This window comes from Streptomyces sp. AP-93, assembly GCF_022808175.1.
Lineage (GTDB): Bacteria > Actinomycetota > Actinomycetes > Streptomycetales > Streptomycetaceae > Streptomyces.
This window is the reverse complement of record NZ_JALGBX010000009.1, coordinates 43384-63764: the sequence shown is the minus strand read 5'-3', so window position 1 is coordinate 63764 and position 20381 is coordinate 43384. Positions and strand designations below refer to the sequence as shown.

The window sequence follows — 20381 nt, the reverse complement described above, 5'->3', positions numbered from 1 at the left end:
GTCCCCGCACTCGGTCCCGTACCGTGTGCGGGGACGTAGTGCGTCGTGCGCATATAGGGGAGGCGGATCAATGGCCGGGAACCGGGACCGGTTCGCCACGTTCTCGACCGCGACCAGGCTCAAGCAGCTCGGTGAGCGGACCGCGGCGCACGTGTACCGCTCGCAGTCCCGCCGCCAGGTCCGCCGCAGCCGGCTCACCGGCCGGGCCGCCCTGCTCGTGCTCGTCCTCTGTACCCTGGTCGTCGCCCTCGCGTATCCGATGCGCCAGTACGTGTCCCAGCGCTCGGAGATCGCGAAGCAGCAGAAGGACGCCGTTGCCGCGCGGGACCGGCTGGAACGGCTGCGCGACGAGAAGGCCCGCTGGCAGGACAACGCGTACGCCGAGCAGCAGGCGCGCAAGCACCTGCACTTCGTCCGGCCGGGGGAGATCAGCTACATCATGACCGACCCCGGGGCCGGCGGCGCCGAGCAGCGCCGCAGCGGACAGGCCGCCACCGACCGGCCCTGGTACTCCAACGTCTGGGACGGCGTCGACAAGGCCGACCGCCCGGGCGACTGAGTCCCACCCATCCACGAGAACGAAAAGACTTCCTCCAGGCATGCAGACGCCCCCGCCCCAGACCGACCGGACCGAGCCGACCGCCGCCGACATCGAGGCGTTCGAACAGCAGCTCGGCCGCCCCCCGCGCGGGCTGCGCGCCATCGCGCACCGCTGCCCCTGCGGGCAGCCGGACGTGGTGGAGACCGCGCCGCGACTCCCCGACGGCACCCCCTTCCCGACGCTGTACTACCTGACCTGCCCGCGTGCCGCCGGTGCGATCGGCACGCTGGAGGCCAACGGCGTGATGAAGGAGATGCAGGCCCGTCTCGCCGTGGACCCGGAGCTGGCCGACGCCTACCGGGCCGCGCACGAGGACTACATCACCCGCCGCGACGCCATCGAGGTGCTCCAGGGGTTCCCGAGCGCCGGCGGCATGCCGGACCGGGTGAAGTGCCTGCACGTGCTGGTCGGCCACTCCCTGGCCGCGGGCCCGGGCGTGAACCCGTTCGGCGACGAGGCCCTGGCGATGCTGCCCGAGTGGTGGGCCAAGGGCGCCTGCGTCACCCCGTGCGGCGAGAAGAAGGCCGCCGCTGCGGAGACCGCCGCGACGGAGGCGGGCGCGTGACCCGCGTCGCGGCCGTCGACTGCGGTACGAACTCCATCCGGCTCCTCGTCGCGGACCTCGACCGCGCCACCGGCGAGCTGATCGAGCTGGACCGCCGGATGATCGTCGTCCGGCTCGGCCAGGGCGTCGACCAGACGGGCCGGCTGGCCCCGGAGGCCCTGGAGCGCACCTTCGCGGCCTGCCGCGCGTACGCGGCGGTCATCAAGGAGCTCGGCGCGGAGCGGGTGCGCTTCGTGGCGACCTCGGCCTCCCGGGACGCCGAGAACCGCGACGAGTTCGTCCGCGGCGTCCTGGACATCCTGGGCGTCGAGCCCGAGGTGATCAGCGGCGGCCAGGAGGCCGAGTTCTCCTTCACCGGCGCCACCGGTGAGCTGACCGGCCACACCGACCTGGAGCGGCCCTTCCTGGTGGTGGACATCGGCGGCGGCTCCACGGAGTTCGTGGTCGGCACCGAGCACGTCCGGGCGGCCCGTTCCGTCGACGTGGGCTGTGTCCGGATGACCGAGCGCCACCTGACGGTGGACGGGGTCGTCACCGACCCGCCGACCGGGGAGCAGGTGGCCGCGATACGGGCCGACATCGAGGCGGCGCTGGACCTGGCCGCCGAGACCGTCCCGCTGGCCGAGGCGCGCACCCTGGTGGGCCTGGCCGGTTCGGTGACCACGGTCGCCGCGATCGCACTGGGCCTGGAGGCGTACGACTCGGCGCGGATCCACCACTCCCGGATCCCGTACGAGACGGTCCGCGAGGTCAGCGAGCGGATGCTGACGCTGACGCACGCCGAGCGCGCGGCGATCCCGGTGATGCACCCGGGCCGGGTCGACGTGATCGGCGCGGGCGCCCTGGTCCTGCTGGCGATCATGGAGCGGATCGGCGCCTCGGAGGTCCTGGTCTCGGAGCACGACATCCTCGACGGAATCGCCTGGTCCATCGCCTGACACCCGGCGCGGTCGCACGGCTCGAACGCACGGCACGGTGCCCCCGGCGGATCCATCCCGCCGGGGGCACCGCCGTTCCCAGGTCTGGCCAAACGGCCTCAGGTGTTGCGCTGGACGTCGCGGCGGTCGCCGACCGCGCCGTCACCCCGTTCGCTGAACAGGTCGGCCAATAGCTCCGCCATGGTCACGGTCGGCCCGCCTTCGGCCAGTACGGCCTCGGCTTCACGGGCGAGCAGCTCGTCGCACGCCCCTTCGACAGCGTTCTAACTCATGACCCCAGTGTGCACACGGCTGTGGACACGCGCGGTGCCAACCACAGCGAGGCACCGGCCGCCTGGGCCTACCCGTCCAGCCGGACCGGCATCAGGAGCGAGAACGACTCCTCGTCGTCGGGGCGGCGGATCACCACGGGGGCCTTGGGGGCGCCGAGCTCCAGGATCAGCCGGTCCCGGTCTCCGGCGGCGAGCGCGTCCAGCAGGAACGTGCGGTTCAGGCCGACGTCGGCCGGGTCTTCGTCATCGTCGTCGCAGAGGGAGACCTCGTCCCCGTCGCTCACCCTGAGCACGCTGACGTCGCCGGTCGCGCCGTCCTGCTCGCGCTCGGCCGGGCGGACGGGGCCGGTTTCCAGGGCCTCGCGGAAGGCCGGCACGTCGATGGGGACCCGGCGCCCCGCGGGCAGGCTGACGAGGCGGCGGTAGTCGGGGAACTCGTGGCCCAGGCAGCGCCCGGCCGCCTGGCGGTCCGCCGTCTCGGTCTCCAGGGCCACGCGGTCGCCGTCCACGGTGAGCAGGACCGGTGCGTCGTCGCTCAGCAGCGCCCGCATCGCGTCGGCGAGCGGGGCCGGTACGAGGAGCTGCAGGCGGGGCCCGGTGTGTCCGGTAGCCCCGGCGCGGGCGACGGCCAGGCGGTACCGGTCGGTGGCCACCACGCGCAGCGCCCCGCCGTCGATGTCGAACAGGATCCCGCCGAGCACCGGCAGCTCGGGGTCGGCGGAGACGGCGAACCGGACCGCGTCCAGCGCGGCGGCCAGCTCGGGTCCGGACACGGTGAGCCGGGTGGTCGGGGTGGCGTTGGACGTGCCGATGGACGTGATCATGGGGTTCTCCCTGCGTTCGAGTAGCGCGCGGACCGCGGAGAGCTCGCTGCGTGCATCGGACAGGCCCCGCTCGAGCCGGAGCAGGTGCGCCCGGAGCAGGCCGCGTACCAGATCGGTGTCCGCGCCGGCCCAGCCGGCCAGTACCAGCCGGATGTCCGCCACGGGCATCCCGGCCCGCCGGAGCCGGGCCAGCAGCCTGGCTTCCTCGACCTGCTCGGGCCCGTACCAGCGGTACCCGCTCGCCGGGTCGACCACGACGGGCACCAGAACGCCGGCCCCGTCGTAGAACCGCAGGGCACTCACGCTCAGGCCGCTGTCGCGGGCCGTCTCGCCGATACTGCGCATCTCGTTCTCCACGCCCCGCACACTGGTCCCTCGACCTGGTCGAGGGTCAAAACAGCGGGGTCGGCAGGGGGCCAACAGGGGTCCCGGAGGGCCTTTCGGGGGTCTTAGGTCCCGTCGTCCACATGAACTTCGTGAAGTTCTTCACAAGGAAAAGATGCCTGTGAGGGCTCTGGGGGAGCCTTTTGGGCGAGTCCGGAGCCCCCGGGGCCTTCTTTTTGCTCGCGTTCGTGCGATTGGCGGACTCCGCGAGCCTCTGGCGGTAGGTATCCACGAAGGCGGTGGTCTACTCCGCTTGAGGGCTTGGAGGCCAGTTCAGGACTGGTGTTCAACGACTCCCGTTACACCCTGGTTCCCGCTTCGCGCCATGACCTCGGTCACGTGGGCCGCGGAGTGTAGCAGAGGGTCCACAGGTCCTTGTGAAGGGGCTCACGAGCGTCACCCCTGGGGGTGCTGGATACTCGTTCCATGAGCACCACGGAGCGTCCCAGGATCCTCGTTGTAGGAGGTGGGTACGTAGGCCTGTACGCAGCCAAGCGCATCATGAAGAAGATGCGTTACGGCGAGGCGACCGTCACGGTCGTCGACCCGCGCTCGTACATGACCTACCAGCCCTTCCTCCCCGAAGTGGCCGCAGGCAGCATCTCGCCTCGGCACGTCGTCGTACCGCTGCGACGCGTGCTCCCGAAGGCTGAGGTCCTCACCGGCCGGGTCACGAACATCGACCAGGACCGCAAGGTCGCCGTCGTCACGCCGCTGGTCGGCGAGGCGTACGAGCTGCCCTTCGACTACCTGGTGATCGCGCTCGGCGCCATCTCCCGCACCTTCCCGATCCCCGGCCTCGCCGAACAGGGCATCGGCATGAAGGGCGTGGAAGAGGGCATAGGCCTGCGCAACCACGTACTCGAGCAGCTCGACAAGGCCGAGTCCACGACGGACGAGGACGTCCGCCGCAAGGCCCTCACCTTCGTCTTCGTCGGCGGCGGCTTCGCCGGCGCCGAGACGATCGGCGAGGTCGAGGACATGGCCCGCGACGCCGCGAAGTACTACACCAGCATCAAGCGCGAGGACATGCGCTTCATCCTGGTCGACGCGGCCGACAAGATCCTTCCCGAGGTCGGGCCCAAGCTCGGCACCTGGGGCAAGGAGCACCTCGAGTCGCGCGGCATCGAGATCTACCTGAACACCTCCATGGACTCCTGCGTGGACGGCCACGTGGTGCTGAAGAACGGCCTCGAGGTCGACTCCAACACCCTCGTGTGGACCGCCGGCGTCAAGCCCAACCCGGTGCTGGCCCGCTACGGCCTGCCGCTGGGCCCCCGCGGCCACGTGGACGCCGAGCCGACCCTCCAGGTCAAGGGCACGGACTACATCTGGACCGCCGGCGACAACGCCCAGGTGCCCGACCTCGCCGCCCGCAAGGCCGGCGTGGAGAACGCCTGGTGCCCGCCGAACGCCCAGCACGCGCTGCGTCAGGCCAAGGTCCTCGGCGACAACGTCATCTCGGGCATGCGGGGCTTCCCGCAGGCCGAGTACTCGCACTCCAACAAGGGTGCGGTGGCGGGCCTCGGCCTCCACAAGGGCGTGGCGATGATCGTCATGGGCAAGATGAAGATCAAGCTCAAGGGCCGGCTCGCCTGGTACATGCACCGTGGCTACCACGGCATGGCCATGCCGACCTGGAACCGCAAGATCCGCGTCTTCGCCGACTGGACCCTCGCCATGTTCCTCAAGCGCGAGGTCGTCTCCCTCGGCGCCCTGGAGAGCCCCCGCGAGGAGTTCTACGAGGCCGCGAAGCCGGCTCCGGCCGCCGTCGCCCCGGCCCCGGCCGAGAAGGCCAAGGCCTCCTGACCCCGTAGGACCAGCAGGACCGGTACGACCCAGCGTGTCCCCGAAGGGGCTGCCCGCCATCCGTGGTGCGGGCAGCCCCTTCGGCATATTCGGGACCGGATCCGGGTATGCCGTGCGGTCGGAACTTGTCGGAGCTAGTCGCAGTCAGTCGGAGGGACCTGCATGAACGACGCCGCGCCGCGGCTGGCCGCTCCAGCCGAAACCCTGCTGGGGGCCCCTCTCCCCGTCCGGATCCGGGCCTGGGACGGCAGCGAGGCCGGTCCGCTCGGCGGTCCCGTCCTGGTGCTGAACAACCGGCGCGCCCTGCGCCGGATCCTGTGGAAGCCCGGCGAGCTCGGCCTGGCCCGCGCCTGGGTCGCCGGGGACCTCACCGTCGACGGGGACCTGTTCGAACTGCTGGACCGGGTCGGCGGGCTGCTCTGGGAGCGGGACCGCGAGCCCGAGCCGGCGGCCGCCAAGGACACCCGGCCCGCCGCCCTGCTGCGCGATCCCCGCGCCCGGGCCGCCGTACGGAGCCTCGTGGGCCTGGCGCGGCCGTGGACCAAGCCGGCCCCGCCGCCCGAGGAGGCCGGCCGCCGCGGGGGACCCCGGCAACCCCGGCACAGCAGGGTCAGCGACCGGCAGGCCATCAGCCACCACTACGACGTGGGCAACGCCTTCTACGAGCGGGTGCTCGGCCCCTCGATGGTGTACTCCTGCGCCTACTGGACCCCCGGCGGGAGCCTGGAGGACGCCCAGCAGGACAAGCTGGACCTGGTCTGCCGCAAGCTCGCGCTGGGCCCCGGGGACCGGCTCCTGGACGTCGGCTGCGGCTGGGGGTCGATGGCCCTGCACGCGGCCCGGGAGTACGGGGCCAAGGTCACCGGGATCACGCTCTCGCGCGAACAGGCCGCCTACGCCCGCAAGCGGGTCGCGGAGGAGGGCCTGGCCGACCTCGTCGAGATCCGGGTCCAGGACTACCGGGACGTCAAGGACGGTCCGTACGACGCCGTTTCCTCCATCGGGATGGCCGAACACGTCGGCGCCGACCGCTACCGCACGTACGCCCGGAGCCTGTACGGACTGCTGCGGCCGGGCGGGAGACTGCTGAACCACCAGATCGCGCGGCGCCCCGAGCCGGACGAGGAGGCCTACCGGATCGATGCGTTCATAGACGCCTACGTCTTCCCCGACGGCGAGCTGTCCCCGCTGGGCACCACCGTCGGCGAGCTGGAACGGGCCGGCTTCGAGGTCCGCGACGTGGAGGCGCTGCGCGAGCACTACGCGCTCACCCTGCGGGCCTGGGTGGCCCTGCTGGAGGAGCACTGGGAGGAGGCCGTACGGCTTACCTCGCCCGGGAGGGCCCGGGTCTGGCAGCTGTACATGGCCGCCTCGGCGCTCGCCTTCGAGCACAACCGGCTCGGCGTCAACCAGGTGCTCGCGGTGCGCACCGGGACCCGCTCGGCCTCCGGGATGCCGCTGCGCGCCCGGGAGTGGCCGCAGTAGCCGTACGGGCAGGGAGACGGCGAAGGGCCCCGCGACCGGAGAGGTCGCGGGGCCCTTGGCATGCGCACGGGTGGGGCCGTACGGCTACTCCGTCTTGATCGCGGTCAGCATGTTCAGCCGGGCCGCGCTGCGGGCGGGCCACATGGCCGCCAGGGCGCCGACGATGCCGGCCAGCAGCATGAAGATCGCGATCCGGTCGAAGGGGATCTCCAGGGCGTAGTTCGGGATCGAGCCCTTGATGGTCTCGCCCACGGCCCAGGCGATGAAGGTGCCCAGCGCCACGCCGATGACCGCGCCGAAGAGCGAGATCACGATGGCTTCCAGCCGGATCATGTTCTTGACCCGGCCGCGGTCGAGGCCGATGGCCCGCAGCATGCCGATCTCCTGCGTCCGCTCGTACACCGACATCGCCAGGGTGTTGACGACGCCGAGGACCGAGATGATCAGCGCCATGGCGAGCAGGCCGTACATGATGTTCAAGGCGGTGTTGATCATGCCGCCCATCTCGTTGCGGATGTCCTGCTGGGTGGCGAAGGTGATCGCCGGGTTCTTGCCGAGGGCGTCGACGAGGGACTGCTCGGCCTTCTCGGAGGGTCCGCCGTCCATCTTGACGAGGACCTCGCGCAGGTACGGCTTCTCGCTGTGCTTGTCGAGGATCCGGGAGTCGATCACGTACGGGGAGAGCATGCCCTCCATGTCCTTGTAGACCGCGCCGACCTTCAGGTTCGCCTTCTTGTCGTCCAGGAAGGTGACCTTCAGGGTGGAGCCGACCGACAGGCCGTCCTCCTTCGCGGTCTTCTCGGCGACCGCCACCTCGCCCTTGGCGAGGCTGGTGAGCTGCCCGCTGACCACGTCGAAGTTGAGGAGCTGGCCGATCGTCGCCGGGTTGACCCCGGAGACCGAGCGGTAGGAGTCGCCGTCGCCGACCCGGAAGTCACCGGCCTGCTGCGGGGAGACCGCCTTGACGCCCGGGGCCTTCTCCAGGGCCGGGATCACGGAGGCGTCCAGGCTGCCGAAGCTCTGGCCCATGGAGACCGTGTAGTCGGCCCTGAGGTTGTCCGTCGTCATCCGGTCGATGGCCTTGCCCATCGTGATGCCGAGCACGGACAGGGCGGTGACCAGGGTCAGGCCGATGGCCAGCGAGGCGGCGGTGACGGCGGTGCGGCGCGGGTTGCGGACCGCGTTCTGCGCGGCCAGCTTGCCGGCGACGCCGAAGACCTTCTCCAGCAGCGGGCGGACCGCCGCGATGACCGGGCGGGAGAGGGCCGGCAGCAGGATGATGATGCCGATCATGGTGAGGAAGGCGCCGGCGCCGATGAGCATCTTGCCCTCCTTGCCGGTCATCGCCCCGCCGAGGATGCCCAGCAGACCGAGCAGGGTGACGGCGCCGCCGATGCTGTTGCGCAGCACCAGGGACTTCGCGGAGGCCGGCAGGTGGGCGCTGCCCATGGCGGCGACCGGGGAGATCTTGGCGGTGCGGCGCGCGGGCAGCCAGGCGGCGAGCATCGTGACGACGATGCCGATGCCGATCGCCGCGGCGATGGTGACCGGGGCGACGACCAGCGGACCGGCCGGGATCTTGACGTCGAAGGCGTTCATCGCGGAGCGCATGCCGACGGCGAGCCCGACGCCGGCGATCAGGCCGATGGCGGAGGAGATCACGCCGACGACCAGGGCCTCGGCCAGGACCGAGCGCTTGACCTGGCCGCGGTTGGCGCCGACGGCGCGCAGCAGGGCCAGCTCCTTGGTGCGCTGGGCGACCAGCATGGTGAAGGTGTTGTAGATCAGGAAGATGCCGACGAAGAGCGAGATCAGCGCGAAGGTCAGCAGCATCTGGTTCATGCTGCCCATGCCGGCCTCGATGTCCTTGGCCTGCTTGGCGGCGAGCTGCGCGCCGGTCTCCGCCGTGACGTCCTTGCCGACGACCGGCTTGATCTCGGTGAGCAGCCGGTCGGCGGAGGCGCCGGCCTTGGCGCTGACCGCGAGCTCGTCGTAGAAGCCGGGCTCCAGGTAGAGCTGCTGGGCGGTCGGGGTGTCGAACAGGACGAGCGAGCCGCCCGCGTTGACCGCGCCGTCCTCGGTGGAGAAGACGCCGGCGAGCGTGTACTCCTTGGCCGGGCCGTTGTCGGCCACCCGGACCTTGTCGCCCACCTTGTACTTGCCGCGCTTGGCGGTCTCCTTGTCGAGGGCGATCTCGCCGGCCCTGGCCGGGCCGTTGCCCTCGGTGAAGGTGTAGCGGGGGTCCTTGCCGTCCTTGAGGGGGACGAAGTTGGCGCCGGTGTTGGACCAGCCGTTGCCGATCAGCTTTCCGTCCTGGTCGCCCACGGCGGCGAAGCCGTGGACGCGGCCGGAGACGGCGTCCACGCCGCCGAGCGCCTTGACCTTGTCGAGGGTCCGCTGGCTGATGCCCGGCTCGCCCTCCTTGACGCCCTCGTCGTTTCGGGTGGGGCCGTGGGAAGTGACCGAGACGGCGACGCCGGCGAAGCTCTTGGCGGACTGGTTCGACATCGCCTTGCCGACGGTGTCGGTGAAGACGAGCGTGCCGGAGACGAAGGCGACGCCGAGGACGACGGCGAGCACCGTCATCAGCAGCCGGGCCTTGTGCGCGAGCACGTTGCGCAGGGCGGTACGGAACATGGTGGAGGAGTCCAGGTCTAAGGGGTCAGCGGGGACGGGGGGCGAGGGTCGTCCCTCAGCTGGTGCGGCCCTTGGCGTCGAAGGCCTTCATGCGGTCGAGCACGCCGTCCGCGGTCGGCTGGATCATCTCGTCGACGATGCGGCCGTCGGCGAGGAAGATGACGCGGTCCGCGTAGGAGGCGGCGACCGGGTCGTGGGTGACCATGACGACGGTCTGGCCGAGCTCGCGCACGGAGTTGCGCAGGAAGCCGAGGACCTCGGCGCCGGAGCGCGAGTCGAGGTTTCCGGTGGGCTCGTCGCCGAAGATGATCTCGGGGCGGGAGGCCAGGGCGCGGGCCACGGCCACGCGCTGCTGCTGGCCGCCGGAGAGCTGGGTGGGGCGGTGGGAGAGGCGGTCGGAGAGGCCGACCATGGTGATCACCGAGTCCAGCCACTGCTTGTCGGGCTTGCGGCCGGCGATGTCCATGGGGAGCGTGATGTTCTCCAGGGCCGTCAGGGTCGGCAGCAGGTTGAAGGCCTGGAAGATGAAGCCGATCTTGTCCCGGCGGAGCTGCGTGAGCTGCTTGTCCTTCAGGGTGGACAGCTCGGTCTCGCCGATGCGGACGGACCCGGCGGAGAAGGTGTCCAGTCCGGCGACGCAGTGCATCAGCGTGGACTTGCCGGAGCCGGAGGGGCCCATGATCGCGGTGAACTGGCCCTGCGCGAAGTCCACGGAGACGTTGTCCAGAGCGACCACCTGGGTCTCGCCCTGGCCGTACACCTTGGAGAGGCCGGAGGCGCGCGCGGCGACGGCCTGGGCGGTGTGCGGGGCGTAGTTCATGGTGGTCACGGGGGCGACTCCTCGAGGGGCGGACCGGGCTCACGGTCCGCGGTTGGCGGGACTCCTCCATGGTTGCCGCGCCCGCCCCGCTCCGGATCAGCCGTGATGCCCGTTCTCCGGTCCACTGGAGTCTGACCGCGGAGGACCGCGCCTCCTCCTTTGGTATGACAGCCGCCCGGAGGAAGTGCGGGGGAGCCGCCGGAGGGGCAGCCTCGGGGGCGGCGGGCGCAGGCACCGCGGGAGGTGCCGCGGGAGGCCCCGCGGGAGGTGCCGGCGGAGGCCGGGACGGGGGCGGAACCGGAGGCCGGACGGGGGCGGAAGCGGAGCCGGGCCGAGGGGGTGGCGCACGGGGTGGCGTGCGGGGTGGCGCGGGCCATCGAAATCCCGTCAATCCCGTGGCGGCCATGATCGACGCCCGGAACGTGCCGACCGCGCCTTCTGTCCCCTGACGGGGCATCAAGCGCCAATAAAATCAGACAACATCGGTGAGACGCCCAGGTGGGGGCGCAAGTGTTCCGGATAGGCTCGGCGCAGCGTTCAAGGCTTTTCCACGGGGCCGCTACGCCCTGCCCGGATGGTGGAATGCAGACACGGCGAGCTTAAACCTCGCTGACCCTCGGGTCGTGCCGGTTCAAGTCCGGCTTCGGGCACGCTGATGTTGGGGATGTTCCGTTTCAGGCCGGAACACGCGGACGGCGGGGGCACCACGGGTACCCCCGCCCGTCCCGCGCAGCGGGCCCGTACCAGCCGGGAAAGATCCTCCTCCAGCAGTAGGGCGATTTCTTTGCGTTCGCATTACTCTTGATTCCAAGGCCGCGCACGGTGGCCATGGAGGAGTGAGATGAGGAGCAGCAACCCGGTCTTCTCGCGACGGGGGTTCAGCCGCGACAACGGTGCTTATGCGGGCTTCGGCACGCAGCAGCCCCAGGCCCAGGCCGGGACCGCCACCAACCCGTACGCGACCAACCCCTACGCGACCGACCCGGCCACGGGTATGCCGCAGGCGCCGGTCCGCGGCGACGCGATGACCATCGACGACGTCGTGAGCCGCACGGCTCTGACGCTCGGCACGGTCATCCTGACGGCGGCCGTCTCCTGGATCGCGCTTCCGGTCGACCCGGCCAACATCAACAAGTCCTACGGCATCGCCATCGGCGCCGCGCTCATCGCGTTCGTCTTCGCGATGATCCAGTCGTTCAAGGGCAAGCCGGTCCCGGCGCTGATCCTGGCGTACGCGGCGTTCGAGGGTGTCTTCCTCGGCGTCATCAGCTCGGCCGTCAGCACCTACGTCGGTCCCGGTACGGTCGTCCAGGCCGTCATGGGCACGATGTGCGTCTTCGCCGGCGTGCTGGTCGCCTACAAGATGCGCTGGATCAGGGTGAACCGGCGCTTCGTCGGCTTCGTCATGGCCGCTGCCATGGGCTTCCTGCTCCTGATGGTCGTCAACCTGCTGTTCTCCGTCTTCGCGGGCGGCGACGGCCTCGGCTTCCGCAGCGGCGGCCTCGGCATCCTCTTCGGTGTCATCGGCATCCTCCTCGGTGCCGCCTTCCTCGCCATGGACTTCAAGATGGTCGAGGACGGCGTGGCCTACGGCGCCCCCCGCGAGGAGTCCTGGCTGGCGGCCTTCGGCCTCACCATGACCCTGGTGTGGATCTACATGGAGATGCTGCGCCTGATCTCCATCCTCAAGGGCGATTAGTTCGGCCCGGCGCCCACGCGCCGAGCTGCCCACGCGCTGAGCTGAGGAAGGCCCCGCGAGCACACGCTCGCGGGGCCTTCCCGCATGTCGGGGGTCAGCAGATCGGGTGGTCGTGGAGTCGGGGGCTACGGGCAGGGGCAGGGGCCGGCTCAGCCGAACTTGCGGGCGGCCCTGCGCAGGTCGTACTCGTGGATGATCGCCTTGGCCTGGCCGTACGACAGCTCGTGCGCGCCGAGGAGCCAGCTGACCTTCTCTTCGAACCGGACGAGGGAGGGGCCGTCGTCCACGGTCCGGAGCCAGTCGGAGAGTTCACGACCGGTGGCTCGGGGGATTCTGTCGATCATGTTGCGGTGGGTCTGCTCGGAGAACTCGACGGACATGGGCGCCTCCGGAGGTATCGCCGTGCTGCTCTCTTCACGCCACCGTGCCGGAGAGTTCGCCCGTTGGCAATGGCGCCGGGGCGGCGCGTAAGGTCGGCCGGGTGCTCGATACCTCACCCTTGACCGCCGCCGTGGAACGTTTCGCCGACCGGCTGCGGGCGGCTCCGCAGAGCCGGCTCCAGCAGGGCGCCGCCGAGGTGGCGCTGGACCTGGCCCGGGAGCTCTCCCTGAGGGCGCAGCGGCTGGAGGCGGCCTCCGCGGACGGTACGGCCGCCGGGGACGGCACGGGGGCGGCTCCGGCGCGGACGATGCCCGACGCCGGGATCTTCGTCGTCGGCGACCAGCTGGCCGTGGCCGGGCTGGACCTCGCCGAGGCCCTGCACGCCGCGACGGACGCGCGGGGCGAGGACATGGCGAAGGCCCCGTCCGAGATGCTGGACGAGGCCGTTCGGCTGGTGGATCAGGCGGAAGCCAGGGCGCTGCGTTGACTCAGGGCGCTGCGTTGACTCAAGGCGCTCCGAGGACTCAGAGCGACGCGATGACGCGGTCGGCGAGGATGTAGACGTTGCTGTCCGGGTCCTCGGCGTCGCCGCAGGAGAAGGTCAGGGCGTAGGCGCCGGAGATGCCCGAGCCGCCCAGCAGGACCGGTGCGCTGCCCGAGCGCAGGGCGTCGGCGAGCCGCTCGGCGGTCTCCCGGTGGCCCGGGGTCATGCAGAGCGTGGTGCCGTCGGTGAAGACGTACACGTCCAGGGTGCCCAGCGGGCCGGGGCGGACGTCCGCGAGGGCCGTACGGGCCTCCGCGAGCTCCTCCAGGCGGTTGACCGTGCGCTCGTGGTCGGCGCCGGGGTGCGAGGCCTGCACGGGGACGAAATCGGGGTGCGAGGGGTGGCGCCGGCGGGCGGCGGCCAGCTCGGCCGAGTCCTCCGGGTACCCCTGGTAGTCCTCGGCGTCGTCGCCCAGGAGCGGCTCCAGGCCGACCATGTCCGCCTGCCGGGGCAGAAAGACGGGGCTCTCCTCGCCGAGGCCGGACAGGCCGCCCAGCAGCGAGGGGGCGTCGGCGGCGTCGCGCGCCTCCTGGGCGGCCCAGAAGGCACGCGCCTCGGCGAGCTCGCGCTCGCGCTCCTCGGCGAGGGCCTCGGCCACGGCGGCTCGTATCTCGGCGGCGGGGGACTCCACGGCGCTGCGGGCGTGCGGGACGGTGACACCACGGGGGTGCGAAACCGTCAGCTCACCGCGCAGTGCGGTGACCTGCTTGCGCAGGCCGTGGACGGCGTGCAGCGCAGCAGCGCCGACGGCCGTGGCAGCGGCCGTGGTCAGCAGTAGGGCAAGAGACATGGCGCTCACTGACTAACTCCTGATTGATTCGATCCCCCGACTTCCTACATCAGCTTGTCCCGTCCTGGGAATGGGCAGCAGTGCATTACGTCATGAATTGGACAGGCCTTTCGTCCTGAGGCCCCCGCTCGAACCTGGCCTGACCTGGGAAAACAATGATCCCCCAGGACTAAGGTCACATCCTGGGGGACATTTGGTCACAGAATGGCCGCGACAGGATTAGATTCGGTGTCAGTACGGCGCACGGGATCAATCAGATCCCTTACGGCGTCTGGCCTCGGCTCTTGATCCCGACGACCCTGCCCACTGCGGACCTAGCTAAGCCGCTCGATCCTGTGGTCGCGCTGAGCTTCGCCTCCGCGGCGGGCAGGTGCCGTCCTTCGTGCCTCAGGACGCCCCCTACCCGCCGCTGCGGCTCAGCTCAGCCGCTCGATGATCATGGCCATGCCCTGTCCGCCGCCGACGCACATGGTCTCGAGGCCGAACTGCTTGTCGTGGAACTGCAGGCTGTTGATCAGCGTGCCGGTGATGCGCGCGCCGGTCATCCCGAACGGGTGACCGATGGCGATGGCCCCGCCGTTGACGTTCAGCTTCTCCAGCGGGATCTCCAGGTCCCGGTAGGAGGGGATCACCTGGGCCGCGAAGGCCTCGTTGATCTCGAACAGGTCGATGTCGCCGACGGTCAGGCCCGCCCGCTTCAGCGCCTGCTTGGAGGCCTCGACCGGGCCCAGGCCCATGATCTCGGGGGAGAGGCCGGTGACACCGGTGGAGACGATCCGGGCCAGCGGGGTCAGGCCCAGCTCGCGCGCCTTGGTGTCGCTCATGACGACCAGGGCCGCGGCGCCGTCGTTCAGCGGGCAGCAGTTGCCGGCTGTGATCAGGCCGTCGGGGCGGAAGACGGGCTTGAGGCCCTGGACGGCCTCCAGGGTGACCCCGGCGCGCGGGCCGTCGTCCTGCGAGACGACCGTGCCGTCCGGGGTGGTGACCGGGGTGATCTCGCGGGCCCAGAAGCCGTTCTTGATGGCTTCCTCGGCCAGGTTCTGCGAGCGCACGCCGAACTCGTCCATGTCGGCGCGGGTCACGCCCTTGAGCCGGGCCAGGTTCTCCGCGGTCTGCCCCATCCCGATGTACGCGTCGGGGGTGCGGTCGTCCTCGCGCGGGTCGTGCCAGGAGGAGCCGGTGGACTCGGCGACCTCCTTGGTACGGGCCTCGGACTCCGCGAAGAGCGGGTTGTGGGTGCCCGGGATGCCGTCGGAGGAGCCGTTCACGGACCGGGAGACCATCTCGACGCCCGCGGAGATGAAGACGTCGCCCTCGCCCGCCTTGATGGCGTGCAGCGCCATCCGGGAGGTCTGCAGCGAGGAGGCGCAGTAGCGGGTGATCGTGGTGGCGGGCAGGTGGTCCATGCCCATCTGCACCGCGACGATCCGGCCCAGGTTGTGGCCCTGCTCGCCGCCCGGGAGACCGCAGCCCAGCATCAGGTCGTCGATCTCGCGCGGGTCCAGGCCGGGGACCTTGGCGAGGGCGGCCTGGATGACCGTGGCGGTCAGGTCGTCCGGGCGGACGTCCTTGAGGGACCCCTTGAAGGCGCGCCCGATCGGCGAACGGGCGGTCGAAACGATGACGGCTTCGGGCATCGGGGCTCCAAGGGAGGTGGTGTCGTACCGGGACCGCATGCGAAGTTACCGCCCCGTACCGTCGAGGTCACTGCCCACGCGATGTGACTCCGGTCGCTCTGGACGCGTCCGCGGCGGCGTCCGTGGCGGCGCCCGCCGCGCCGGCCGGCGCGGCTTCTCCAGTCTGCTCCGTGAGGTCCTCGCCCGGCACCCGGCGCCTGCGCCGGTACTTCAGCAGTGCCCACGCGCCGCGGGCCCCGGTCACCTCCGTGCCGGCCTGTCCCGCCGCCGCCGAGGCGGCCTTGGCCAGCGGGAGCATGTCCTCGTTGCGCGACACGTCCAGCCGGTCCGACTCGGGCCAGACGCCCAGGGCCGCGCACAGGGTCGGCAGTATGGCCATCGCGGCGGTCGCGTACCCCTCCGCCGACGGGTGGTAGGAGTCCGGTCCGAACATCTCGCGGGGGTTCGCCGCGAACTCCGTCCCCATCAGGTCGCCGATCGAGACCGTACGGGCGCCCAGTGCGAGCACCCCGATCGTCTGGGCGGCCGCGAGCTGGCGCGAGACCCGGCGGGCCAGCCACCGCAGCGGCTGGTAGACCGGCTCGATCGTGCCGAGGTCCGGGCAGGTGCCGACCACCACCTCGGAGCCCGCGAGCCGCAGCCGGCGTACGGCCGCGGTCAGCAGCCGCACCGACTGGGTCGGCGGCATCCGGCGGGTCACGTCATTGGCGCCGATCATGATCACGCACACGTCGGGGGCCGGGCCGTCACCGTCCAGCAGCAGCCCCGTCTGGCGGTCCAGGTCGTCCGACATGGCACCCGAGAGCGCCACGTTGCGCAGCTCGACCGGCCGCTCGGCCACCGCCGCCAGCCCCGAGGCCAGCAGGGCGCCCGGAGTCTGTCTGGCCCGCCGCACCCCCAGCCCGGCGGCTGTGGAATCGCCCAGCACGCCGAACCGCAGCGGGCCCGGACTCAGCTCGGGGCCGCCGAACTCGCTCCCGTACAGCCCGTCCGCGCGCGGCGGATCCGGCAGGCCGGTACCGACCGTCCGCTTCGCGAACTGCATCTCCGCCACGACCAGCCCCACCGCGGCCGCCCCGACGAGCCCGAGCCCGCCACCGCCGTACGCCGCTCCCGCCGCGATGCGGCGGGCCGTCCTCGCCCTGGACACCCTTCAAGCCACCTTCTCGGTCCCGTGGCCGGATCCCTGCGCCGTCCTTGCAGACCCCGCCGTCCTGTTGACCTACCTGCCCCGTACGGCCGGTCGGCCAATCCCTTTCCGCATAGTCTGGCGGTGCCTCCCGGAGAACCCGTGGAGTCCCCTCCTTGGAGAACATGGTGCAATTCCACGACTCGATGATCAGCCTCGTCGGCAACACCCCGCTGGTGAAGCTCAACCGTGTGACCGAAGGCCTCCAGGCCACCGTCCTGGCCAAGGTCGAGTACTTCAACCCCGGCGGATCCGTGAAGGACCGGATCGCCGTGCGGATGATCGAGGCCGCCGAACAGAGCGGAGCACTCAAGCCCGGCGGCACCATCGTGGAGCCCACGAGCGGCAACACGGGTGTAGGACTCGCCATCGTGGCCCAGCAGAAGGGTTACAAGTGCATCTTCGTCTGCCCTGACAAGGTCTCGGCGGACAAGATCAACGTCATGCGCGCGTACGGCGCCGAGGTCGTGGTCTGCCCGACCGCCGTCGACCCCGAGCACCCGGACTCGTACTACAACGTGTCCGACCGCCTCGTGCGCGAGACCCCGGGCGCCTGGAAGCCCGACCAGTACAGCAACCCGAACAACCCGCGCTCGCACTACGAGACCACCGGTCCCGAGCTCTGGGAGCAGACGGCCGGGAAGATCACCCACTTCGTCGCCGGCGTCGGCACGGGCGGCACGATCTCGGGCACCGGGCGGTACCTCAAGGACGCCTCCGACGGCCGCGTGAAGGTCATCGGCGCGGACCCCGAGGGCTCGGTCTACTCCGGCGGCTCGGGCCGCCCGTACCTCGTCGAGGGCGTCGGCGAGGACTTCTGGCCCACCGCCTACGACGCCACCGTGACCGACGAGATCATCGCGGTGTCCGACAAGGACTCCTTCCAGATGACCCGCCGCCTCGCGAAGGAGGAGGGCCTGCTCGTCGGCGGCTCCTGCGGCATGGCGGTCGTCGCCGCACTGCGGGTGGCCGAGGGCCTCGGCCCGGACGACGTGGTCGTCGTCCTGCTCCCGGACAGCGGGCGCGGCTACATCAGCAAGATCTTCAACGACGAGTGGATGGCCGGACACGGCTTCCTCGAGGACGCGGGCCCCTCCGCCCGCATCCGTGACGTGCTCGCGGACAAGTCGGGCGGCATCCCCTCGCTGGTCCACATGCACCCCGAGGAGACCGTCGGCGAGGCCATCGAGGTGCTGCGCGAGTACGGCGTCTCGCAGATGCCGATCGTCAAGCCGGGCGCCGGTCACCCCGACGTGATGGCCGCCGAGGTCATCGGCTCCGTCGTCGAGAAGGAGCTGCTGGCGGCCCTGTTCGCCCAGCGCGCCTCCCTCGGCGACCCGCTGGAGAAGCACATGAGCGCGCCGCTGCCGCAGGTCGGCTCGGGCGAGCCGGTCTCCGAGCTGATGGCGGTGCTCGGCGAGGCCGACGCGGCGATCGTGCTGGTCGAGGGCAAGCCGACCGGTGTGGTGAGCCGTCAGGACCTGCTGGCGTTCCTGGCGAAGAACGCCAAGTAGCGCGTACGGGGCTGCGTGCGCGGCTGCGTACCGGGCCGGTTGCCGGGCCGGTTGCCGGGCCGGGTACGTGGCCGCGTGCGGGCGTCGCACAAACGGTACGGGCCCGACACGTGACGGCAGCACCGGCTTAACACGGCTCCGGCACAGTGGTGGTTGTCGGCAGGGAACCCCGGGAAACCGGGACCCGGCCGGCAACACGAACGGCGTCGGCGCACCTCCGGAGCGGCTCCCGGACCGCGTTGGACGCCACGGACGCGCGGACGGCCCTGACCCGGCCCGTGTCCTGCGCGGGGACCGCCGTCGTCCCGCCCCCGGGAAACCGGGGTGCGGCGGTCCCCGCGCACAACCATGCGCGGCGGCGGTTCGCCGGGCCTTGCGTACGCTCTGTCTGCCCGTCAGTCCAGCGGGTCGGTACCGCGCTCGCCCCGGTGGCGGCTGCGGAACTTCGCCGCGTGGACGTAGTTGACGCCCAGGATGCCGAGCCAGGCCACGACCAGGCCGCTGAGATGGGCCTGTGCGGCGCCGATCGCGGAGAGCGGGATCGCCAGCACCAGCGTGATGATCGCGAAGCCGAAGCGCTCGCCGAAGTTGCCGTCCGGGGAGTCCGCCGCGCTCGGGTGGGTACCGCGGGCCGCGGAGAGCCGCTCCTCGGCGAGGCGCCGGCGCACCTGCGTGTCGACCTTCTCCACGAACGAGTCCACCAGCGCGGCCTCGTACTCCGCCCCCAGCTCCCGCCGGGCGTCGAGCGTGGCGGAGAGTTCCTTCTTCAGCTCCTGGGACTCCATCCCGCCACCCTAGGAGCCGCCGCCCTTGCCGGCACTGGGGCTAGCCCCCGTATCGCGCCGCAGGAGTCCGCGGACGGGGCGGACGACGATCAGGGCGAGGGCGCAGCCGAGGCTGATCGCGGCGCCGGCCAGCAGGAGCGGGCGGACGCCGAAGAGGCTGCTCGCCGGGCCCGAGAGGACCTGGCCGAGGGGGATGGCGAGGATCGAACCGCCCACCTCGTACGCGGTCACGCGGTTGAGCCGGTCCTCGGGGATCTGGGTCTGCACCGTGGTGGACCACTGGACGCCCCAGAACGCCCAGCCCACGCCGCTGATCGCGTAGCCGAGCATGAGCAGCGGCAGGGCCGGGACCAGGGCCGCGGCCAGCGGCATCATCGGGAACAGGAACATCGCGAAGCCGCCGCCGAGCAGCGGGCGGGCCGGGCGGATCCGGAGCGCGACGACGCCGCCGAGGACGCAGCCGGCCCCGAAGGCGCCCTCCGCGTACCCGAAGGCGGCCTTGCCGTGCTCCGCGATGATCGAGGCCGCGCCGAGGGGGGTGAGCGGGCCCCAGACGAAGACCCCGAGCACCCACCAGATCAGGATCACGGCCCACAGCCAGGACCTGGAGCGGAACTCGTCCCAGCCCTCCCGCAGGTTCGTCAGCGTGGACTGTGAGCGGTCGGGTTCGAAGCGAGGGAGCCGCAGCGCGAGCAGGCAGACCCCGCTGATCGCGAAGGTGGCGGCGTCGATCACGAACACCCAGGCCGTCGAGGTGGCGGCGACGAGGACGCCGGCGAGCGCCGGCCCGGCCATCGTGGCCATCCCCTGGCTCACCCGCAGCACCCCGTTGGCCTGGGTGGGGTCGGTGGAGACCTGGGGGACGAGGCTGGAGGTGCCCGGCTGGAACATCGCGGTCGCGATGCCGCCGAGGACCGATCCTGCGATGACGAACCACAGGCCGGGGTGGCCGAGCCAGAGGTAGACGGCGAAGGAGCCCTGCGCCACGCACCGGACCGCGTCGGCGCCGATCATCTGCGGCAGGGGGTGGAAGCGGTCCGCGATCACCCCGCCGAAGACGATGAAGAGGGCGAAAGACCCCATCCAGGCGCCGAGCGCGTACCCGATGCCGCTCACCCCGTAGCCGAGGGAGATCATGGCGACGGCCAGGGCGACCGGCATCATCATGTCGCCCAGCATCGACACGATGCGGGCGGTGAAGAACAAGCCGAAGTTCCTGGTCCACAGGGGGGTTCCGGGCAGGGGTGGGGCGGAGACGGACGAAGACACCATGGGGGCCAATTCGCTTGAATTCGGCGGGGGTTGACCGGGTGGATCCCGGCGGCCGGCCCTTGAGGATCAAGCGCCGGCCGAGGGCCGGTCAAGCGAATTGATCCGGGTCCGGGGGCGGCTGGGGAAGGTCTCGGATCGCGGGCGCGGGTTGCCGTCCTGCATAACCGCATGCAGAGTGCTCGGTGAGTGAATATCCCGTCGGCGGCCGCCCGGCCGCCGGGTGGGCGGGACGGAG

17 protein-coding genes and 1 tRNA gene are annotated in these 20381 nt (G+C 71.3%); 9 read left to right on the top strand and 9 right to left on the bottom strand.

Annotated elements, in window-relative coordinates; all coding sequences use genetic code 11:
• Positions 1-70 precede the first annotated feature (70 nt).
• Genes MTF69_RS16695 through MTF69_RS16685 form a run of 3 tightly spaced genes read left to right on the top strand, consistent with a single transcriptional unit; the run spans position 71 to position 2104 of the window.
• A complete protein-coding gene (locus MTF69_RS16695; protein ID WP_243335220.1) occupies positions 71-559 on the top strand; it encodes a septum formation initiator family protein in 489 nt (162 codons plus the stop codon).
• A 40-nt stretch (positions 560-599) separates the two neighbouring features.
• Positions 600-1166, top strand: coding sequence for a DUF501 domain-containing protein (locus MTF69_RS16690; protein WP_243335219.1), 567 nt, complete (start codon positions 600-602; stop codon positions 1164-1166).
• Positions 1163-2104 (top strand): Ppx/GppA phosphatase family protein, encoded by a 942-nt coding sequence (locus tag MTF69_RS16685; protein WP_243335216.1) that lies wholly within the window; start codon positions 1163-1165, stop codon positions 2102-2104. Before MTF69_RS16690 ends, MTF69_RS16685 begins: the two co-directional genes overlap by 4 nt.
• A 340-nt stretch (positions 2105-2444) precedes the next feature.
• On the opposite strand, the gene MTF69_RS16680 is transcribed toward MTF69_RS16685, so the two are convergent.
• Entirely contained in the window at positions 2445-3545 is a 1101-nt protein-coding gene (locus tag MTF69_RS16680) for a MerR family transcriptional regulator (RefSeq protein WP_243335214.1), read from the bottom strand.
• Between the two features lie 465 nt (positions 3546-4010).
• Here MTF69_RS16680 and MTF69_RS16675 point away from each other — a divergent pair, with 465 nt between their 5' ends.
• Positions 4011-5393 (top strand): NAD(P)/FAD-dependent oxidoreductase, encoded by a 1383-nt coding sequence (locus MTF69_RS16675; protein WP_243335212.1) that lies wholly within the window; start codon positions 4011-4013, stop codon positions 5391-5393.
• Between the two features lie 162 nt (positions 5394-5555).
• Complete coding sequence (locus MTF69_RS16670; protein WP_243335209.1) at positions 5556-6878, top strand: cyclopropane-fatty-acyl-phospholipid synthase family protein; 1323 nt, start codon at positions 5556-5558, stop codon at positions 6876-6878.
• An 84-nt stretch (positions 6879-6962) separates the two neighbouring features.
• Here the strand turns inward: MTF69_RS16670 and MTF69_RS16665 are convergent, their stop codons facing one another.
• Together MTF69_RS16665 and MTF69_RS16660 are read right to left on the bottom strand one after the other, a co-directional pair.
• Positions 6963-9515 carry an ABC transporter permease gene (locus MTF69_RS16665; protein WP_243335207.1) on the bottom strand — a complete coding sequence of 851 codons (2553 nt, stop codon included), beginning with the start codon at positions 9513-9515 and terminating at the stop codon, positions 6963-6965.
• 55 nt (positions 9516-9570) lie between these two features.
• Positions 9571-10335 (bottom strand): ABC transporter ATP-binding protein, encoded by a 765-nt coding sequence (locus MTF69_RS16660; protein ID WP_243335608.1) that lies wholly within the window; start codon positions 10333-10335, stop codon positions 9571-9573.
• Positions 10336-10903: 568 nt separating this feature from the next.
• On the opposite strand from MTF69_RS16660, the gene MTF69_RS16655 reads away from it, so the two are divergent.
• Positions 10904-10985: transfer RNA gene (locus tag MTF69_RS16655), tRNA-Leu, on the top strand.
• A 191-nt stretch (positions 10986-11176) separates the two neighbouring features.
• On the top strand, positions 11177-12034 hold the full coding sequence (locus MTF69_RS16650; protein ID WP_243335204.1) for a Bax inhibitor-1/YccA family protein: 858 nt from the start codon (positions 11177-11179) through the stop codon (positions 12032-12034).
• A gap of 149 nt (positions 12035-12183) precedes the next feature.
• Here the strand turns inward: MTF69_RS16650 and MTF69_RS16645 are convergent, their stop codons facing one another.
• Positions 12184-12414 (bottom strand): DUF4287 domain-containing protein, encoded by a 231-nt coding sequence (locus MTF69_RS16645; RefSeq protein WP_243335202.1) that lies wholly within the window; start codon positions 12412-12414, stop codon positions 12184-12186.
• Positions 12415-12515: 101 nt separating this feature from the next.
• Here MTF69_RS16645 and MTF69_RS16640 point away from each other — a divergent pair, with 101 nt between their 5' ends.
• The gene (locus tag MTF69_RS16640; protein ID WP_243335200.1) at positions 12516-12902 is read left to right on the top strand and encodes a hypothetical protein; all 387 of its coding nucleotides are present in this window, start codon (positions 12516-12518) and stop codon (positions 12900-12902) included.
• Between the two features lie 37 nt (positions 12903-12939).
• Here MTF69_RS16640 and MTF69_RS16635 read toward each other — a convergent pair whose 3' ends face one another.
• The 3 genes from MTF69_RS16635 to MTF69_RS16625 all read right to left on the bottom strand — a co-directional run bounded on the left by MTF69_RS16635 (position 12940) and on the right by MTF69_RS16625 (position 16536).
• Positions 12940-13749, bottom strand: coding sequence for a hypothetical protein (locus MTF69_RS16635; protein WP_243335607.1), 810 nt, complete (start codon positions 13747-13749; stop codon positions 12940-12942).
• Between the two features lie 416 nt (positions 13750-14165).
• Complete coding sequence (locus tag MTF69_RS16630; RefSeq protein ID WP_243335198.1) at positions 14166-15386, bottom strand: acetyl-CoA C-acetyltransferase; 1221 nt, start codon at positions 15384-15386, stop codon at positions 14166-14168.
• 67 nt (positions 15387-15453) lie between these two features.
• Positions 15454-16536: an SGNH/GDSL hydrolase family protein gene (locus MTF69_RS16625; protein WP_243335196.1), complete on the bottom strand. Its 1083-nt coding sequence runs from the start codon at positions 16534-16536 to the stop codon at positions 15454-15456.
• Positions 16537-16703: 167 nt separating this feature from the next.
• Here MTF69_RS16625 and MTF69_RS16620 point away from each other — a divergent pair, with 167 nt between their 5' ends.
• Positions 16704-18089 carry a cystathionine beta-synthase gene (locus tag MTF69_RS16620; protein ID WP_243335605.1) on the top strand — a complete coding sequence of 462 codons (1386 nt, stop codon included), beginning with the start codon at positions 16704-16706 and terminating at the stop codon, positions 18087-18089.
• Positions 18090-18484: 395 nt separating this feature from the next.
• Here the strand turns inward: MTF69_RS16620 and MTF69_RS16615 are convergent, their stop codons facing one another.
• On the bottom strand, positions 18485-18874 hold the full coding sequence (locus MTF69_RS16615) for a hypothetical protein (protein ID WP_243335194.1): 390 nt from the start codon (positions 18872-18874) through the stop codon (positions 18485-18487).
• Between the two features lie 9 nt (positions 18875-18883).
• A complete protein-coding gene (locus tag MTF69_RS16610) occupies positions 18884-20146 on the bottom strand; it encodes an MFS transporter (protein ID WP_243335193.1) in 1263 nt (420 codons plus the stop codon).
• Between the last annotated feature and the right edge of the window lie 235 nt (positions 20147-20381).

Excerpts from the sequence above, each read along its gene's own strand:
- MTF69_RS16650 (WP_243335204.1), top strand. The coding sequence starts at position 11,177 with ATGAGGAGCAGCAACCCGGTCTTCTCGCGACGGGGGTTCAGCCGCGAC.
- MTF69_RS16695 (WP_243335220.1), top strand. The coding sequence starts at position 71 with ATGGCCGGGAACCGGGACCGGTTCGCCACGTTCTCGACCGCGACCAGG.
- MTF69_RS16645 (WP_243335202.1), bottom strand. The coding sequence starts at position 12,414 with ATGTCCGTCGAGTTCTCCGAGCAGACCCACCGCAACATGATCGACAGA.
- MTF69_RS16665 (WP_243335207.1), bottom strand. The coding sequence starts at position 9,515 with ATGTTCCGTACCGCCCTGCGCAACGTGCTCGCGCACAAGGCCCGGCTG.
- MTF69_RS16615 (WP_243335194.1), bottom strand. The coding sequence starts at position 18,874 with ATGGAGTCCCAGGAGCTGAAGAAGGAACTCTCCGCCACGCTCGACGCC.
- MTF69_RS16675 (WP_243335212.1), top strand. The coding sequence starts at position 4,011 with ATGAGCACCACGGAGCGTCCCAGGATCCTCGTTGTAGGAGGTGGGTAC.
- MTF69_RS16660 (WP_243335608.1), bottom strand. The coding sequence starts at position 10,335 with ATGAACTACGCCCCGCACACCGCCCAGGCCGTCGCCGCGCGCGCCTCC.
- MTF69_RS16690 (WP_243335219.1), top strand. The coding sequence starts at position 600 with ATGCAGACGCCCCCGCCCCAGACCGACCGGACCGAGCCGACCGCCGCC.
- MTF69_RS16630 (WP_243335198.1), bottom strand. The coding sequence starts at position 15,386 with ATGCCCGAAGCCGTCATCGTTTCGACCGCCCGTTCGCCGATCGGGCGC.
- MTF69_RS16680 (WP_243335214.1), bottom strand. The coding sequence starts at position 3,545 with ATGCGCAGTATCGGCGAGACGGCCCGCGACAGCGGCCTGAGCGTGAGT.
- MTF69_RS16610 (WP_243335193.1), bottom strand. The coding sequence starts at position 20,146 with ATGGTGTCTTCGTCCGTCTCCGCCCCACCCCTGCCCGGAACCCCCCTG.
- MTF69_RS16635 (WP_243335607.1), bottom strand. The coding sequence starts at position 13,749 with ATGTCTCTTGCCCTACTGCTGACCACGGCCGCTGCCACGGCCGTCGGC.
- MTF69_RS16670 (WP_243335209.1), top strand. The coding sequence starts at position 5,556 with ATGAACGACGCCGCGCCGCGGCTGGCCGCTCCAGCCGAAACCCTGCTG.